Consider the following 17,346-nt stretch of genomic DNA (forward strand, 5'->3'; position numbering starts at 1 on the left):
GAACAGACATCATTTCAGGATACCCTTGAGTACAGATAACGCCCCGCAGTTCATTCCCAAACGCATCACGCCCACGCCGGAGCAGGTCGCCATCCAGACGGCGCAAAAGAAAGTGGTGTTGATCGACGCCAATGCCGGCGCGGCCAAGACGACGACCCTGGCCCTGCGCCTGGCCGAAGCGCTGCACCGGGGCCGCGCGCCCGAGCGCATGCTGGCCCTCGTGTTCACGGAGGCTGCGCGCGTGGCCCTGCGCCAGCGGCTGCTGGAAGTGGGCGTGCCGCTGGGCGTCGTCAAGCGCCTGACCGTCGACACTTTCGATGCCTTTGCCGCCAAGGTGCTGCGGCAGCTGGAAAACATGCAGGTGGCATCCATGCGCAGCGATGAAGAGTTGCGCCCGGTGGCCTGGGAAGCGCTGGAAGTGGTATCGGAAAAATACGCTCACCGCTACCCGCTGGAAATCAATACGACGAACGGGGCGATCGCCGAATTCTTGAAACTGCAATTGCGCACCAAGGCGCGCCTGGATTTTCAGAATCCTGACTTCGAGAGCAACTCCCTGGACGACAATCTGGAAATGCTGGGCATGTCGCGCACGCATTATCTGTGGCTGCGCGAATACGAAGGCTTGCGCGGCGCCGACACGGGCGACATCCAGTTCCGCGCGCCATTCGACGCCACCTACGACCTGGTGCGCATGCTCGACGGCGACGAGCCGCTGCGCCAGCAATTGCCGGCCTATCAGATCATCGTGGCCGATGAGTTGCACGATCTGAACGAAGCGTCGTTCCGCCTGCTGACCATGCTGATACGCCGCGGTAACGCGTTTTTCTGCGGCGCCGGCGACAAGGATCAAGTCATCTATACGTGGTCGGGCGCCGACCACCGCTTCCTGCGCCAGCGCTTCGAGCAGGAATTCCCCACCTTGCAGCGCCTGCCGTTGACGGCCTCCTACCGCTACGGCCCGCAGCTGGCGCACGCCGTGGGCGTGCTGAAAAACAAGGCCAGCGTGTCGGCCCTGTCGCGCGCCACGCACATCGAAGTGCTGCAATACGAGCATATGCAGCCGCAGGCTTGCAGCGCCCAGCTGATCGCCGCGCTCGAACATGCGCATGCGGGCACGACGGCCATTTTGCTGCGCGACCGCGACCAGGCCATCCGCGTGGAAACGGCGCTGTTCCAGAGCGGCATCGCGTATGGCCTGGTGGACATGAACAGCTATCTGCTGAGCCTGGAAGTGCTGATGCTGCGCGGCATGGTCGCCATCGCCCGCAAGGATTTACATACGATCAAGAGCGGCCCGCGCCGCGGCGAGATCCTCGAAGCCCTGGTGGCGTTCGCGGAAATCCCGTTTACACGCGGTGAGCTCCAGCAAGCCAAGGCCGATGTGGCCAACTATCCCGACTTGCTGGAAGGCTTCTTGACGAACCAGCTGGCCAAGTCGCAGAACCAGGACAAGGCGGCGCTGACCCTGGCCGCCGTCGATTACCTGCGCGCGCTGCCCCCCGACGCCCTGGCAGGCGATGCGCTGCAGCACATCTTTGGCCTGATGCAGCTGGAACAGACGGCGCGCCGCATCTATGTCGACCCGGCCCAGGCGCGGGTCGTCGCCCGTTCCCTGCATGGTTTTATTGCCGTGTGCCGCGAAGCGGGCGTGGCGCTGGGCGGCTTTGCCGGCTGGCTGGGCGAGATGGAAGAAGCCGTGACGGTCTCGACCGGCAAGGCCAAACTCGTCATCGCCTGCATCGATCAGATCAAGGGCCTCGAATACAACCACGTCATCTTGCCCTACCTGGCCGTCGACGAATTCCCGCGCAGCAAGACCGATCCGCTGGAAGAGGAAAACCGTTTCTATGTGGCCGCCACCCGCGCGCGCGACAGGCTCACCCTGCTGACGCCGGAAGACCCCGCCTATCAGAGCCGCTACATCGCCGCCCTGCAGCTCAAGCAGAAGATTGTTGCGCCGAAGTCATAGATCTTTTGCTGTGTGGCTGCTTTTTGCGAAGGCGGAAACGGCGCATACTTTGTCGGACTGATCACAATCGATCTGAACTTACAAAGGAGGAACGACGCCTAACAAAACCGTAGCGAGCGGCGATGATTTGTGGCTAAGAAGCGCAACCGTGCTAGAGCACGGTGAGCATCGCAGGCTGCAAAGCGCGACGCGCAGTAGGTTTTGTTTGGCGTCCACGACATGAAAGTGTTTTTGACAGGCGCAGCGGGTTTTATCGGTAGTTCCATCGCGGCGGGCCTCGTGCGCGCCGGCCATCAGGTGACGGGCCTCGTGCGCAAACCGGAACAGGTGGCCGAGCTGGCCACCATCGGCGTGCACGGTATCGTCGGCACCTTGAACGACCGCGCATTGCTCATCGAGCAGGCGAAGGCGGCCGATGCCGTCATCAATGCGGCCAGCAGCGACCACCGCGCCGCCGTCGAAGCGATCCTCGAAGCGCTGGCCGGCACGAACAAAGTGTTCCTGCATACAAGCGGCTCGTCCATCGTGGGCGACGCGTCGGGCGGCGAGGGCACGGAACAGATCTATTACGAAGACAAGCTGCCGGCGCCGACGGCAGACAAGGCGGCCCGCGTCGCCATCGATGACCTGATACTGGCCAGCACAAGCCAGGGCGTGCGCGCCAGCGTGTTGTGCAATACCCTGATCTACGGCCATGGCGCCTTGCCGCGCGACAGCGTGCAACTGCCGCGCCTGCTGAAACAGGCGCGCAAGAGCGGCATCGTGCGCCACGTGGGGCCGGGCCGCAACATCTGGTCCAACGTGCATATCGACGATGTCGTCAGCCTGTATTTGCTGGCGCTGGAAAAGTCGCCGGCCGGCACGTTTTACTTCGTCGAGTCGGGCGAAGCAGCTTTCCATGACATGACGGCCGCCATCGCCGAGGCACTGGACCTGGGGCCCGCGCAGGATTGGCCGCTGCCCGAGGCGATTGCCGAATGGGGTTACGAGATGGCTTCCTACGGCCTTGGCTCCAACAGCCGCGTGCGCGGCGAGCGGGCGCGCAAGCTGCTGGGCTGGCAGCCGCAGGGCCCGTCCGTGCTGGCATGGATCGGGAACGACATGCTGCATCCGCCGCACGCCATCGCCGTTTGATGTAGCTCAGCAAAACCCCATCAGTGTGCGCTAGCGAACGGTGCTGTATGGCGATCGGGAGTATGATGGCTCTGCTTGGTTGAGACGCACTGCCGTGAAGTTGGCGGCATGTTCGATCTTCCAGCAGGTCAGCCGGTCGCCTCAAGGATCGGCACCAGATTTCTGTTCGCGTTGGCGCCCTGCGCCACGCGGCTGTGCACTGCAACTCCAGGTCGCGGTGTGTACTGCGAACCCCTTCAAGGCCGGCCTAGCCGGTCTTTTTTTTTGCCTGTTGTTTCCGCCGCTGCGCCATTCACCGCCACCTGTCCGCCATTCGCCGAAGCGGTGTTTTCCCATCACCGAAATCCGCGTATCTTTACGATCAACCAACTTCAAGGGGTGACCGTGAAACCTGAACCAGCTTATTGCCGCCGTACCCAGCTGCTGTGGGGCGTGCTGCTGATCGCCATCGGTGCCATCATCCTGCTGGACCGGCTCGATGTGATCTATCTCCAGGATTATTATTCACTATGGCATTATTGGCCGGTGATACTGGTCGTCTTCGGCTTGAACAAGCTGCTCACGCCCGTGTCCGCCAAACAGGTGCTGAGCGGCCTGTGGCTGATCTTTTTCGCCGCCTGGTGGTATGTGTCGTATGAAGAACTGTGGAACCTGAGTTTTTATAACAGCTGGCCCGCCTTGCTGATCGCCTGGGGCGTGGGTCTCGTGCTGGAGCCGCTGTTGAACAAACATTTTATTGCCTACCGGGAGTCCGAGCATGAAAAATAAACCGCCGCTGCACTCGCCATCGCAGATCGTGCTGGGCGTCATCGTCATCGGCCTGGGGCTGCTGTTCCTGCTCGATAACCTTGGTTTCATCAACGTGCGCTACACCTTCCGCTTCTGGCCCACGGCGCTGATCGTGTTTGGCCTGCTGAAACTGTCGCAAAGCCGCAGCGCGAACGGCTATCTGGTGGGCGGCATGCTGGTGCTGCTGGGCGTGGCCTGGACCCTCAAGCACATGGGCATCTTCTACATGAACTGGGACTTGCTGTGGCCCTTGCTGATCATCGGCCTGGGTGTGGCCGTGGTGTCGAAGTCCCTGCCCGGCGCGCAGCAGCGCCAGCGCCGCCGGCGCTTTGCCGCGCAGCAAGACGGTACCGCCGCGCCTGACTCGTTCGGCCAGGCCAGGAATGGCGCCGTGTCGCTCGACAAGGACACGGCAGCACCCGGCGCCAGCGGGCAGGCGGACGATGACAGCATCATCGAAGTGACGGCCATCCTCGGCGGCTATGTGCGGCGCGTGTCGTCGCAGCGCTTCAAGGGCGGCGATATCAATGTCATCATGGCCGGCTGCGAAATCGACTTGCGTCAGGCGTCGATCGAAGGCGAAGCCGTGCTCAACGTATTTGCCCTGTGCGGCGGCGTCACCATCAAGATTCCGCCCGACTGGAGCGTCGTGCTGCAGGGCACGCCCATCCTCGGCGGCTTCGAAGAAAAGACCATCGTGCCGCCGAACCAGGCGAAGCGCCTGTACGTGACGGGCTACGCCATCATGGGCGGCCTGGAAATCCGCAACTAGGCGCGCATGTCGGGGCCCCTGTCGAAGCGGCGCGGCGCCGTGGTGGTTTTCCTGGTCTGCATCGCGCTGGGCCTGGCCCTGGCCTTTATCCTGGCCAGGGTGGCCCACGCGCCCTGGCTCAATGCCGTCGTGCTGGTGGTGCCCGCCACGCTCGTGTATGCGATCGGTTCGGGCTTTTCCGCGTTTTACCTGTGCCGCGCCTACCCCTTGCATGCGCGCCATCCGCTCGCCATCGCCGGCGTGATGGGCGTGGCGGCCCTGTTCGCGGGCTTGCTGTGGGCCACCTTGCTGCAATTTTTGAACAGCGTCAGCCTGTTGCTGGAGCTGCGCTGGCTGGGCGTGAACCTGACGCAATCGCTGCTGGCCCTGTTCTTCGGCCTGGGCGTGCTGCTGTATTGCCTGGCTGCCGCCGTGCATTATCTGTTGCTGGAATTCGTGCGCGCCAGGATGGCCGAGCAGCGGGGACTGGAAGCGCAACTGACGGCGCAGGAAGCGCAATTGCGCATGCTGCGCACGCAGATCGACCCGCATTTCCTGTTCAACAGCCTGAACTCCATCAGCGCCTTGACGTCTATCAATGCGGCGGGCGCGCGCCAGATGACGGTGCAGCTGGCCAACTTCTTTCGCCAGAGCCTGAGCCTGGAAGCGCACAAGCACATTACCGTGGAACAGGAACTGGTGCTGATCCGCCATTTCCTGGCCATCGAGCAAGTGCGCTTCGGCGAGCGTCTGCAAGTGGCGGAAGCCATCGATGCCGCCGCGCTGGCGTGTTTGCTGCCCCCCATGCTGATACAGCCGCTGGTGGAAAATGCCGTCAAGCATGGTATCTGCGGCTTGACGGAGGGCGGCCTGATCGCCATCGAGGCCAGGCGCATGGGCAGCCTGTTGCAGATCGCCGTGCGCAACCCGGTTGACGCGGATCAAGGGCCAGAGCGGGGCAATGGCGTCGGCCTGGAAAATGTGCGCCAGCGCCTGGCCGGCGCGTATGGCCACGAGGCAAGCGTGCACTGGGGCCGGCGCGATGGCCATTTCGAGGTGATGATTTCCATGCCGGCGCAGACCGGCGACACGGAGGAAGCATGATGCAGGCAAGAATGCGGGTGGCCATCGTCGATGATGAATTGCTGGCGCGCAGCGTGTTGCGCGAATACCTGGCACGCCATGACGATATCGATATCGTCGCCGAGTGCGCCAACGGCTTCGAAGCCGTCAAGGCCATCGCGGACCTGGAACCGGAACTGGTGTTTCTCGACATCCAGATGCCGCGCCTGGACGGTTTTGAAGTGGCGGAGCTGATCGGCGCGAAGACAAAGCTGATCTTTGTCACGGCCTATGACCAGTACGCCTTGAAGGCGTTCGAATGCCATGCCTTGGACTATCTGCTGAAGCCGTTCAGCGAACAGCGCTTCGACCAGGCGCTGGCCCATGCGCGCGCGAACCGCAGCACGCCCGAGACGGTGCTGACGCTGGCGCGCGAGGCGGCCACGCGCGCCGCCCCGCTGGACCGCGTGCTGATACGCGACGGCGCCAAGGTCCACGTGATCGCCAGCGTGCGCATCGACTACATCGAGGCGCAGGATGACTACATCAGCATCCGTTCCGAAGGCAAATCCTACCTGAAAAGCCAGCGGCTGTCGGAGCTGGAAACCCAGCTCGATCCCACCAAGTTCCTGCGCGTGCACAGGTCGTACCTGCTCAATATCGACGGCATCCGCCGCATCGAGGCGGCAACGAAAGATAGCCATGTGGCCATCCTGCGCGACGATACGAGGATACCCGTGAGCAAGGCGGGCTACCAAAAGCTGAAGTTACTGGTTGGCTAAGTAATCCTCAGGAAATTATTGTGAAATTATGACGAACAGAACCGGATGCTATGCAAGGCGCCGGGTGCGACGCAGTGCGAGCACTGCTAGCAGCGGGCAACGCCGCAGAGCGCCGGTTATGGAAGTCAGAAATCACAATAATTTATTGGGGGTTACTTAGCTGTACATCCCACCACCTCGGCAAGAGTTGCCGGATTTCCGGGCGCGAAAAACGGTCGTCGATCAGGTAGACGACCCCCTTGTCCGACTGCGTGCGGATCACCCGGCCAGCCGCCTGCACCACCTTTTGCATGCCGGGGTACAGATATGTATAGTCGTAGCCGGCGCCAAAGATGTCGCCCATGCGCTGGCGGATCTGTTCGTTGACGGGATTGATCTGCGGCAAACCGAGGGTGGCGATGAAGGCGCCGATCAGGCGCGCGCCCGGCAAGTCGATGCCTTCGCCGAAGGCGCCGCCGAGCACGGCAAAGCCGATGCCGCGCGTGTCCAGGCCGAAGCGGCCCAGAAATTGCGTGCGCGCAGCGTCATCCATGCGGCGCGGCTGCTGCCAGATGGGCACGTCCGGGTAATGCTGGGCGAACAAGTGGGCCGTCTTTTCCATGTAATCAAAACTGCTGAAGAAGGCCAGGTAGTTGCCCGGCGTTTCCGCGTATTGCTTCGCCATCAGCTGGGCGATGGGCAGCAAAGACGCGGCGCGGTGCTGGTAGCGCGTGGAAATGGTGTCGGCCACGCGCACGGACAGTTGTTCCGCCTGGAACGGCGATTCCACGTCGACCCAGGCCGTGTCGGCTGGCATGCCCAAGGTGTCGCTGTAGTAATTCCACGGACTCAGGGTGGCGGAAAACAGGGCCGTGCTGTGGCTGGCCGCGAAGCGCTCCTTGAGAAACGGTGCGGGAACGATATTGCGGATGCAGACGGTGGAGCCAGCAGTGGGGCCCGTGTCCGTCTTGCTGACGTCGAACAGCGAATGCTCGCCAAAGCTCTCTGCCAGGCGGTTGATCAGCAGCACGTCGAAATAAAAGCGCTGCAAATCCTCGTCCAGCGCCGCCGAGTGGTCGGCCAAGTAGTCGCCGATCGCCGTGGCCACGCCTTGCAGGGCGCCAAAGAATTTGTCCGGCAAGGCCGCATGCACGTGGTAGTCGCCATCCTGCTCCTTCAACAAGGCCGTCCACTGGCGCGAGAGACGGTCCAGCGGCTTTTTCAAGGCGTCGGGCGCGAACTTGCGCAGCATTTTCAGGTTGATCTGCGCCAGCTCGGCCGAATACATGCTGCGCGCGCGCGACACCATATTGTGGGCTTCGTCGACCAGCACATTGACTTTCCAGTCGTGGGCCAAAGTCATGCCGTACAGCATGGCGCTGAGGTCGAAGTAATAATTGTAGTCGCCGATGACGACGTCGCTCCAGCGTGCCAGCTCCATGCCCAGGTAGTACGGGCAAATACCCTGCTGCAAGGCGATGGCGCGCACGGCTTCCTTGTCGAGGATCAAGCCGCTGGTCAGCGCGACCTCGCGCGCCAGCGGCAAGCGGTCGTAAAAACCTTTTGCCAGCGGACATGATTCGCCGTGACAGGCTTTGTCCGGATGTTCGCAGGCGCTGCTCTTGGCGCTCAGCTCCAGCACGCGCAGGGGCAGCAGGGGCGCGCTGTCCTTCAGGATGGCGCAGGCGTCGAGCGCCATTTGCCGCCCCGGCACCTTGGCGGCCAGGAAAAACAGTTTATCCAGGCCATGCGCGGCCGTCGCCTTCAACATGGGAAACAGGCTGCCCACCGTCTTGCCGATACCGGTCGGCGCCTGCGCCAGCAAGCCGCAGCCACGGCTGCTGGCCTTGTACATGGCCTCGGCCAGCTGGCGCTGGCCCGGGCGAAAGTCCGCATGGGGAAACGCCATGCTGGTCAGCTGCGCGTCGCGGCTGGCGCGGTGTGCCATTTCCTGCTCGGCCCAGTCGAGGAAGAGGGCGCAATGCTGTTCGAAGAACAGACGCAGCGCCTCGGCCGTGCATTCCTCGTGCATGGTGGTTTCCTTCTGGCTCACGATATCGAAATACACGAGCGCCACGCGCAGCATGGGCAGCTTCAGTTGCTGGCACAGCAGATGGCCGTAGATGCGCGCCTGCGCCCAGTGCAGCTGGCGGTGGTTGGCAGGCATCTTGTCGAGCTCGCCCCGGTAGGTCTTGATTTCTTCCAGCTGGCGGCGCGCCGGGTCGTAGCCATCGGCGCGGCCCCGCACGTGCAGGGGGCCGAAGTGGCCGGACAGGCTGATTTCGCGCTGGTAATCGTCGTCGCGCCGGCTCGTCACGGTGGCGTGGCCGGCCATGCCTTCCTGCGCCGTGGGCGAGGGCGTGAAACGCAAGTCCAGGTCGCCCACCTTGGCCGTGAATTCGCACAGGGCGCGCACGGCGATCGTGTACCTCCTGGCGCTCATGCGGCCACCTGCCATTGCAGGTAGCACACGCTGACAGGCATGGCGTGCTCGGCGCAATACGCGATCCAGCGCAGCTGGTTGTCCTGCAGGCGGTCGCCCGGACCCTTGACTTCGATCATGCGGTAGCGCTGTTCGGCCGGCCAGAACTGGATCAGGTCGGGAAAGCCGCTGCGGTTGCTTTTGATGTCGAGCAAGATGCGCTCGAATGCCTTCTTCAGATGCGCTGCCGGAATGCAGGCCAGCGCCAGGTCCAGCAAGCCGTCGTCCAGTACGTCCCAGCTGACGAAGGGCGAGACGATGCCGTGCTTGGCGGCAAGCGTGGCGCGGATGGTGGCGTGGTAACTGCCGTCGTCCAGCTGCGCCAGGCAGGCGGAAAAGTCGCTGCTGCGGCGCAGGTAAAAATCGGCGCTATGCAAGTCGGCCGGACCACGGTGGAACGGGTGGAAGAAGGCGCCCGGCATGGCCTTGAAGATGGCGGGCCAGCACAGCAGGCCGAACAGTGAGTTGATCAGGGTGTTTTCCACGTAATACACGGGCGCGCCGTCCTGCATCAGGTGTTGCTGCACCACTCCTTCCACGTAGGACGCTTGTTCCGGGTAGGGCAGCCGCAGGTCGATGCGCTCCACGGCTGCTGCAGCATTGGCCGCCTGCTTCGCATGGCCCAGCTTGCGCCGCAAACGGGGGGCCATGCGCAGCAGCAATTGCTGTTCCGCTTCGCTTTCCGGCGCGGCCAGGGCGATCAGCAGGCGTTCGTAGGCCGCTTGCGGCTGTTCATCTTTTTCCAGGACGCGGATGGCGCGGCCACGCGCGCCCGGATAGCGGCAATCGGCATAGGCGCGGTAGGCGGCCGGCCAGTCCTGGCATTTCTCCAGGTGCTGGGCTATCTGGAAGCGCAGCTTGTCGCGGCGGCTGGCCAGCCAGGTATTGTCCTCGGGTAATGGCAGCGCAGCCAGTTCCTGCAGCACCTCGTCGGCTGGCGCGCTGTCGTTGTAGCGTTCGCGGCACTGGTGCAGCACTTCATAGTGCTCGATATCCTGGCGCGTGCGAAAGCCCCTCGACTGCGGCGAGAATTCCACTTTTTCATATTGATACACACCGAGGTCGGACAGCACGAATTCCGACCAGTCCTGGTGATAGTTGCCAAAGTAAATCAGGCGCAGGCGGTCGCACAGCGTTTGAAGTCCGATGCGGTACAGCACGTCGGTGCAGGCCGGATGCCAGGCGGAGAACGGTTGACTTTCCGCATGCAGTACGCGCAAGGCGTCCAGTTGTTCCGCCTTGCGCGCCGTCTTCAGGGTCGCTTCGAGGCGGAAGGCCTGGGCGATTTCCGCTTTCAGCAGCAAGTCGAACAGTTCATCGAGCGCAATGACGGGATCGGCCTCGACCCAGCCTGTCTCCAGCAGGGGCAGGGCGGCCGCGCGCGTGTCGCCGATTTCCGGGTAATTGAGCTTGCTGGCGCGAAATAGACAGCCCTTGCGCATGACGAGGCGCACGAACAGGGCGCGCGACGGCTGCGGCAGTGCGCCGAATGCGGCGATGAACTGCGTTTCTTCAGCACTCAGCAGATCGGCGTAGCGCGCGCTGATCCAGTTCAGCACGTCCTGGAAATTATCCAGATAGTACAGGGGATTTTCCAGGACTCTCAACATGGGGATGGCAATAGGGCAAGATGCAAGGTGATCGGTTTTACTGTGTTTATATACAGTTTAAACCTTCAGCCGCCGCTTGCCCAGCGATTTTATGTTCAGTCAGCCCCGCTGTAGGCAAAACAGCTGTCGAACTTTTCGTAGGGAATCAGTTCGGCGCGCAGGCTGGCCAGTTCGATATTGCTCAGCAAGCCCCGGTGCGTTTCAGTGCGCCCCTTCGGCAGCGCCACCTCGTAATCGATGATGTCCCTGGCCAGCAGCGTTTGCAGCACTTCGGCTTGCCGCGCCGTCAGGTAGCGCGCGTGGGTGCCCAGGGTTTTTGCCAGTTGATCCTTGAATTCCTCGTCGCCGACGTCGTTGTACGTATCCTGGTCGGCCATGCTGTTCAACAACATGTGAAACAGGAGGTCCTGCAGGTTCTTCGCCAGGTACTGGGCTTCATTCTGGTCGTGCCATAGCAGCACGATGGGCATCTCGCCATCGTGCTGGCCAGACGCGAAAAAGCAGTAGTGGTCGCCCGCGCCCGTTTGCGCGAACGGGATGAACTGGAAGGCGGGATCGATCTGCCGGTAATCGTCCGCGTCCAGCAAGCTTTCCACTTCCGCGGCAACGGCCTGGATATTGAGCAACTCAAAATCGTCCGCATGCAGCAGCAGGGTGGGGCGGTCCGTCAACGTGGGATAGACCAGCTTGTACCAGTCGGGGCCATATTCACCCACGGCCAGCATGCCGTCGCTTTCCAGCTGCCGGTACAGTGAAGGGTAGGTGAAGCCGTGTTGCTGTTCAATTTCTGACAGTGTCATGTTTGCCCTGTTAAACGTGAGTCATGGGGCAATGATAGCCGAGGCGATGGCGCGCACGGTTCACGCCATGGCGGGAACGCTTGGCATAATTAATAAACATTTTAGTTTACTTATGTGGCATGCTCACGTAGTCTTGCCAGACAATATCCATCGAGCCCGCATGAAAAACATCATCCTGATTTCCGCCGCCTGTTTGCTGGCGCTGCTGTCGACCATCGGCGCCTCGCTGCCGTATCCGATCCTGCCGCCCCTGTTTGCGGCCGAAGCGCCGAATACCTTCAATAATTTTCTCGGCTTGCCGTCCAAATTGCTGTTCGGCCTGGCGCTGACCATCAACCCGCTGGGCTTGCTGATCGGTTCGGCCTTGCTGGGACCGCTTTCCGACCGCTATGGCCGCCGCCCCTTGCTGATGCGCACGGCCGTGGGTGCCGCCATCGGCCATGCCATCACGGCCTGGGCGCTGGTGATCCAGTCCTATCCGCTGTTCATCGTCGCCCGTTTCATCACGGGTTTGCTGGAGGGAAACGGCGCCGTGGCGCGCGCCATGCTGGCCGACCAGTTGACGGGACCGCTGCGCCTGCGTGCCATGTCGTGGCTGAACGGCGCGTTTTACCTGGGCTGGCTGGTGGGTCCGATCCTGGCGGGGGCGACCCTGCATTGGGGCGTGACGGTGCCGTTCTGGATCGCCGCCGCCGCCCTGATGCTCGTCGCCGTGCTGGTGGCCGTGGGCTTGCCGCGCGAAACGCCGTCGTTGCTGACGACGTCGTGGTGGCAAGTGGCGCGCGACCGCCATTCGCTGAACCTGCTGCGCCATGAGGAGCTGCGCACCCTGTTCATCGTGCAGCTGGCGCTGACGTGCGGCGTGGCCAGCTTCTACGAGTTCTATCCGCTGTGGCTGGTCGAGACGGCGAATTACCACGCACAGGAGATTGCCTGGGTGAATGTGGGCCTGTGCGGCACGATGACGGTCACGTCCTTGCTGGCGGGCGGGCCCAGCCGCCATGCGCCGCTGCTGCGGGCCAGCTGGTATGCCTGCGGCGTGGCGCTGGCCGTAGGAATCTTGGCACTGGGTAATATCTGGGTGGGCATCGCTGCCATCGTGCTGTTCGGCATTCCGAATGCCTTGTACAACACGGTGATCCAGGGCTGGTGCGCCGAACGCTTCAGCGCGCACGGGCAGGGCGCCGTGATGGGCTTGCTGGCCACCACCTTTTGCATCGCCAACATCGTCGTGGCCCTCAGCGGCTCCGTGCTGACCCTGATCGACACGCGGCTGATCCTCGTCGCGGGCGCCTTGTCCGCCGCCTGGGCCGCGTGGCGCATGGCGGCCTGGCGCCGCCAGCTGGCCGGCGTGGGCGACACGCAAGCCGTGGCATGAGCGCGAGCATGAATACGTCGGAGCAGATCCTGTTCCTGCTGAAGATGCGCGGGCCGCAGACGGCGCAGCAGCTGGCGGCCTTGCTCGATATCACGTCCATGGGCGCGCGGCGCCAGCTGGAAGCGGCGCTGGAACGTGGCCTGGTGGCTTTCGAGGACGTGGCCGACGACAAGGTGGGGCGCCCGTCGCGGCGCTGGACGCTGACGCGGGAGGGCCATGCGCGCTTTCCTGACCGCCATGCCGACCTGACCCTGGAATTGATAGCGCAGGTGAAAACCCTGTTCGGCGACGAGGGCCTGGATAAACTGATCGGCGCGCGCGAGCGCAGCAGCGAAGCCGCTTACGGCAAGCTGGTCGACCCGCAGCTTGCGCTGGCGCAACGAGTGGACAGCCTGGCGCGGGCGCGCGATGGCGAGGGGTACATGGCCCATGCGGAACCGCAGGACGATGGCAGTGTCTTGTTGGTGGAAAACCATTGTCCGATTTGCGCGGCCGCCACGGCATGCCAGAATTTCTGCCGCTCGGAGCTGGCCATCTTTCAACGGGTACTGGGGGGCGATTGCACGGTGGAGCGCAGCGAATATCTGCTGGAGGGGGGGAGGCGCTGCGTGTACCGGATCATACCTATCGGGGTCTGAGGAGTCAGGCCCCGATAGTTGTAGGTCGGGTTAGCGCTGCGCGCGTAACCCGACATCACCATTGGCGCCAACAATGCGTCGGATTACGCGCGGCCTTGCCGCGCTAATCCGACCTACATCACTTACTTCTTGGCAGCCTTCGGCTTGGCGGCAGGCGCTGCCTTTTCAGCCGCGGCGGTGGCGCCGCTCGTCGCCTTTTCCGTTGCCTGCGCCACTTGCGCGCTGGCCTTGGCGATCTGCTCTTCCACGGTTTTCACGGCCTGTTTCGTGGCCTTGGTCACCTGCTCGTAGCCGAGGAAGGCGTTGTCGATGGCGGCCTTGACGATGGCGACAGCATTTTCCGAACCGGGCGGCACGTTTTTCGTGACGTCGTAGATCAGGGCGCTCAGATTGCTTTTCGCTTCAGCCACGTGGGCTTCGGCGGCCGTGGTGAATTCCGTGTGGATTTCCTTGATGATGTCGTCGAGTTGCTGTTTATACGCTTTTGCGCCGGCCACGCCCGGTTGCAGCTGGGCAGCGGCGGCGGCCATGGCGGCCTTCGGATCCTTGGCCTGGCTGATTTCCTTGCTGGCGGCAAGGCCATCCTCGATGCCGGACTTGGCGGTGGCCATGTTCAGCGCCAATACCTGTTCCACGCCTTGCACGGCCTTGGAGGTGAGGGTGTTGAAGGTCATCAGCTGGAATTCAAACAGGGCCTTGGTGGCCGATGCGAATTGTTCGGGATTCGTAAACATGTGGTCTCCTCGGTTTGAATAGATACGTTCTTATCGTTCCATACTCTTTCGACGCCGCAATGCCATCGCTTGATCTCAAGCCGGTGCCCCGTGTGGTCATGGCCCCATTATTTAACAAGCGCCGGTTTTTCGCAACGGCTATCTTTGTACGGTCCCGAGGCCAGTTCCCAGCCAAATCCCAGGGTCGATTGGGCGCACGACAGGGTGCCGTCGATCTTGCTGCGCCATTTGTACCAGGGGGCAGGGCCGGCCGAGGCCCACGCGCAGGCGGCCAGCAGGGCCGTGGCGATCAGGTATTTCATAGTTGCTCCGAAAGAAAAGCCTGCCGGCATTGTAGCGCGCCTGCCGTTCAGGGAGCGGGCGATTGCGGCGCCGTGGCGGGCAGTTGCAGGGTGAAGGTGGTGCCGCTGCCGGCACCGGTGTTGCTGGTGGCGTCGATATGGCCGCCCAGCACGCCCGTGACGATGTTGTGCGCCACATGCAGGCCCAGGCCAGAGCCGCCGGAACCGAGCTTGGTGGTGAAGAAGGGGTCGTAGACGTGCGCCAGGTCGTCGGCGGCGATGCCCACGCCCGTGTCGGCGATGGACAGGGTGATCGTCTGCCCATCGTCGCTGCCGCGCGCCGTTATGGCGATGTTGCCGCCGCTGCGGCCCTCGAAGGCATGGCGCAGGCAATTTTCCAGCAGGTTGCTCAGCACCTGGCCCAGCGGGCCCGGATAGCTGTCCATGGCCAGGCCGTCCGGCACGTCCTGCGTCAGGCTCAGGCCGGCGGTCTTGAGCGGCGTGGACATGGGCAGCATCAGTTCGGCGACGAACTGGCGCAGCAGGAAGTGGCGGCGCTGCGAACTGGCGCGGTCGACGGCGATCTGCTTGAAGCTCGAGACCAGGTCGGCGGCGCGCTGCAGGTTGCGCAGCATGATGGCGTCCGCCTCGCTGGCCTGGGTCAGGTAGGCGCCCAGTTCGGAGCGGCGCAAGCCGTCGAGAAAGCTGGCCTGGATTTCGCGCGTGCGTTCGGCCATGGTGGTGGCCACCACCAGGCCGTTGCCGATCGGCGTATTGAGTTCATGCGCGATGCCGGCCACCAGCGCGCCGAGCGCGGCCAGCTTGTCGCGGCGCACCAGTTCTTCCTGCGTGATGGACAGGTTTTCCAGCGCGGCGGCCAGTTCGAGGTTCGTTTGCTCCGAGTGTTCCTTGGCCTGCGTCAAGGCCGCCGTGCGTTCGGCCACCAGCTCTTCCAGGTGGGCGCGGTGGCGCTGCAGCTCGCGTTCGTGGCGCATGCGGCCGATGGCGATGCCGGCCAGGTCGGTCGCCGTGTCGATCAGTTCCAGGTCGCGCGCGTCGGGCTGGCGCACTTCGCGGTAGTACATGGCGAAGGAGCCGAGCACGGCGCCATCCTGGCCGAAGATGGGGCGCGACCAGCAGGCGCGCAGGCCGAACGGCGCGGCCAGCTCGCGGTAGGGCGCCCACAGCGGATCGCGCATGATGTCGGTGACCACCACCGGTTCGCGCAGGAACATGGCGGTGCCGCAAGAGCCCACGCCAGGGCCGATGGCCACGCCTTCGAGCAGGGCCATGTACTCGGGCGGCAGGCTGGGGCCGGCCGCGCTGTGCATGTGGATGCCGTCATCGTCGAGCAGCATGATGGAGCAGAGCACGCCGCGCGACTGGCCTTCGATCAGCAGCAGCAACTGGTTCAGGGTGGGGATCAGGGGCGCACCCTTGGCGACCATTTCCAGCAGGGTGCTCTGGCCCGCGCGCATGGCTTCGGCCAGGTTGCGTTCGGTCAAGTCGATGATGCGCGCATGCACGAGCTGGCGGCCCGGCACGGACAGGCGCATCAAGCGGATTTCGCAGGCGATCGGGTGGCTGTCGCGGTGGCAGCAGCTGGCGCGGAAGACGACGATCTTGCCTTGCAAGGTATCGCGGATCTTTTCTTCCAGCAATTGCGGCGAGGCGCTGCCATCACTCTGATGCCTGGGGAACAGGGGCTCCATGCCGCCTTGCAGCAGCTCGGCCAGCGGCATGCCGAACAGTTCTTCGGCCAGGTGGTTGGCGTCGATCAGCAGGCGGTTGTCGATATCGAACAGCAGCACGGCGTCGGGCGAACCGGCCAGGATGGAGTGGTAATTGACTTCCAGCGTTTGCGGATGCAGGGGGCGCGGTGGCGTTGCGGGAGCGGCGAAGGGGCGGGCGGCTGGCGCCTCGGCCTTGTGCAGCGCCAGTTCCATGAGGATTTTTTCCGCCACGTCGCGCGCATTGAAGGGCATCTTGATGTAGTCGCTGGCGCCGGCGCCCACGCTGCGGCCCTGTTCCTCGGCGCTGGGAGTGGCCGACATCAGCAGCAGGGGCACGCCGTGGCGTCCGCCCGCATTGCGCAGGCGCATGCAGGTGGCGCCGATATTTGTGCCCGCCAGCGCCGCGTCGAGCAGGATCAGGTCCGTGCCGCCGGCCGCCAGTTCCACGCCTTCGTCGATATCGCCCGCCAGTCCCGTGCCCAGGTTATGCCGGTCCAGCACATACAGCAGTTCGCGCACATCATTCGGCGAATTGCTGACCAGCAGCACATTGGCCCGGTCGGTGATGGAGGAAATCAACTGGTTCATGGTGTCGCGCCCTTACGCGGTTCATGGGCCTAGTATTACATCAAGGCAAGTAGGAGTAAACGATAATTCTTGATGACCAAAAGCAATCTGTTCAAGCCGCTTTTTGCGCTGCCGGCGCCGCTTCCAGGGCCGCGCGCGCCTGTTCGATGCGCGGATAATTATCCTCGATCCAGTCGACCAGCACGGCCAGGCGCTCGGCCGCCTCGCGTCCCAGCGGCGTCAGGCTGTATTCCACCTTGGGCGGTATCACCAGATACGCCTGGCGCAGCACGAAACCGTCGCCCGCCAGCGCTTCCAGGGTTTGCGCCAGCATTTTTTCGCTCACGCCGCCCACTTCGCGGCGCAGTTCGCTGAAGCGCCGCGTGCCGCTCAGCAGCAATACCAGCACCAGCACGGCCCAGCGGCTGGTCAGGTGGCTGAGCACGGCGCGCGAGGGGCAGGCCGCCGCCAGCAGGTGCGCCCCCTGGTTTTGGCGGGCGAGGGCGGTGCGCAGGCTGGCGCCGGGAGTGTCTGTGGACATGATAGTTGGACCTGTAAATGTAGATTTCATTCATACTTACCAAAAGGTACGTACTTACAATAAGTAAGCAATAGTCCTATTATAGGGTTTTACCACCCACGTACCAAGGAGAA

15 protein-coding genes are annotated in these 17,346 nt (G+C 63.4%); 8 read left to right on the forward strand and 7 right to left on the reverse strand.

The annotated features are described in order from the left end of the window. Window positions 1–25: 25 nt before the first annotated feature. The 6 genes from CSQ91_RS02010 (at window position 26) to CSQ91_RS02035 (ending at window position 6,490) form a co-directional block, all read left to right on the forward strand. Window positions 26–1,972, forward strand: a complete 1,947-nt coding sequence (locus CSQ91_RS02010) for a UvrD-helicase domain-containing protein (protein ID WP_099387221.1) — start codon at window positions 26–28, stop codon at window positions 1,970–1,972. 219 nt (window positions 1,973–2,191) lie between these two features. Next, entirely contained in the window at window positions 2,192–3,106 is a 915-nt protein-coding gene (locus CSQ91_RS02015) for an NAD-dependent epimerase/dehydratase family protein (RefSeq protein ID WP_099388533.1), read from the forward strand. A gap of 384 nt (window positions 3,107–3,490) precedes the next feature. Beyond that, window positions 3,491–3,874, forward strand: coding sequence for a LiaF transmembrane domain-containing protein (locus tag CSQ91_RS02020; RefSeq protein ID WP_257217194.1), 384 nt, complete (start codon window positions 3,491–3,493; stop codon window positions 3,872–3,874). After that, a complete protein-coding gene (locus CSQ91_RS02025; RefSeq protein WP_034778147.1) occupies window positions 3,864–4,667 on the forward strand; it encodes a LiaI-LiaF-like domain-containing protein in 804 nt (267 codons plus the stop codon). The genes CSQ91_RS02020 and CSQ91_RS02025 overlap by 11 nt, the downstream gene beginning before the upstream one ends. 6 nt (window positions 4,668–4,673) lie before the next feature. Next, window positions 4,674–5,750, forward strand: coding sequence for a sensor histidine kinase (locus CSQ91_RS02030; protein WP_099387223.1), 1,077 nt, complete (start codon window positions 4,674–4,676; stop codon window positions 5,748–5,750). Between the two features lie 11 nt (window positions 5,751–5,761). Further along, window positions 5,762–6,490 (forward strand): LytR/AlgR family response regulator transcription factor, encoded by a 729-nt coding sequence (locus CSQ91_RS02035; protein ID WP_099387224.1) that lies wholly within the window; start codon window positions 5,762–5,764, stop codon window positions 6,488–6,490. Window positions 6,491–6,632: 142 nt separating this feature from the next. On the opposite strand, the gene CSQ91_RS02040 is transcribed toward CSQ91_RS02035, so the two are convergent. From CSQ91_RS02040 to CSQ91_RS02050, 3 genes are all read right to left on the reverse strand, one after another. After that, window positions 6,633–8,912: an ATP-dependent DNA helicase gene (locus CSQ91_RS02040; RefSeq protein WP_099387225.1), complete on the reverse strand. Its 2,280-nt coding sequence runs from the start codon at window positions 8,910–8,912 to the stop codon at window positions 6,633–6,635. Continuing rightward, the gene (locus CSQ91_RS02045) at window positions 8,909–10,561 is read right to left on the reverse strand and encodes a VRR-NUC domain-containing protein (protein WP_099387226.1); all 1,653 of its coding nucleotides are present in this window, start codon (window positions 10,559–10,561) and stop codon (window positions 8,909–8,911) included. Before CSQ91_RS02045 ends, CSQ91_RS02040 begins: the two co-directional genes overlap by 4 nt. A gap of 95 nt (window positions 10,562–10,656) precedes the next feature. Further along, window positions 10,657–11,361, reverse strand: coding sequence for an SMI1/KNR4 family protein (locus CSQ91_RS02050; RefSeq protein WP_099387227.1), 705 nt, complete (start codon window positions 11,359–11,361; stop codon window positions 10,657–10,659). Window positions 11,362–11,521: 160 nt separating this feature from the next. On the opposite strand from CSQ91_RS02050, the gene CSQ91_RS02055 reads away from it, so the two are divergent. Beyond that, window positions 11,522–12,739: an MFS transporter gene (locus CSQ91_RS02055; protein ID WP_099387228.1), complete on the forward strand. Its 1,218-nt coding sequence runs from the start codon at window positions 11,522–11,524 to the stop codon at window positions 12,737–12,739. An 8-nt stretch (window positions 12,740–12,747) separates the two neighbouring features. Further along, complete coding sequence (locus tag CSQ91_RS02060) at window positions 12,748–13,377, forward strand: helix-turn-helix transcriptional regulator (protein ID WP_099387229.1); 630 nt, start codon at window positions 12,748–12,750, stop codon at window positions 13,375–13,377. A gap of 122 nt (window positions 13,378–13,499) precedes the next feature. On the opposite strand, the gene phaP is transcribed toward CSQ91_RS02060, so the two are convergent. From phaP to CSQ91_RS02080, 4 genes are all read right to left on the reverse strand, one after another. Beyond that, window positions 13,500–14,111, reverse strand: coding sequence for a TIGR01841 family phasin (gene phaP / locus CSQ91_RS02065; RefSeq protein WP_034778166.1), 612 nt, complete (start codon window positions 14,109–14,111; stop codon window positions 13,500–13,502). A 107-nt stretch (window positions 14,112–14,218) separates the two neighbouring features. Beyond that, the gene (locus CSQ91_RS02070; RefSeq protein WP_034778169.1) at window positions 14,219–14,413 is read right to left on the reverse strand and encodes a hypothetical protein; all 195 of its coding nucleotides are present in this window, start codon (window positions 14,411–14,413) and stop codon (window positions 14,219–14,221) included. 47 nt (window positions 14,414–14,460) lie between these two features. Beyond that, window positions 14,461–16,713, reverse strand: coding sequence for an ATP-binding protein (locus CSQ91_RS02075; RefSeq protein WP_099387230.1), 2,253 nt, complete (start codon window positions 16,711–16,713; stop codon window positions 14,461–14,463). 91 nt (window positions 16,714–16,804) lie between these two features. Further along, window positions 16,805–17,233, reverse strand: coding sequence for a winged helix-turn-helix transcriptional regulator (locus CSQ91_RS02080; RefSeq protein ID WP_034778174.1), 429 nt, complete (start codon window positions 17,231–17,233; stop codon window positions 16,805–16,807). Window positions 17,234–17,346 lie beyond the last annotated feature (113 nt).

The organism is Janthinobacterium sp. BJB301, from assembly GCF_002735685.1.
In the GTDB taxonomy this organism is placed as follows: Bacteria; Pseudomonadota; Gammaproteobacteria; order Burkholderiales; family Burkholderiaceae_D; genus Janthinobacterium; species Janthinobacterium lividum.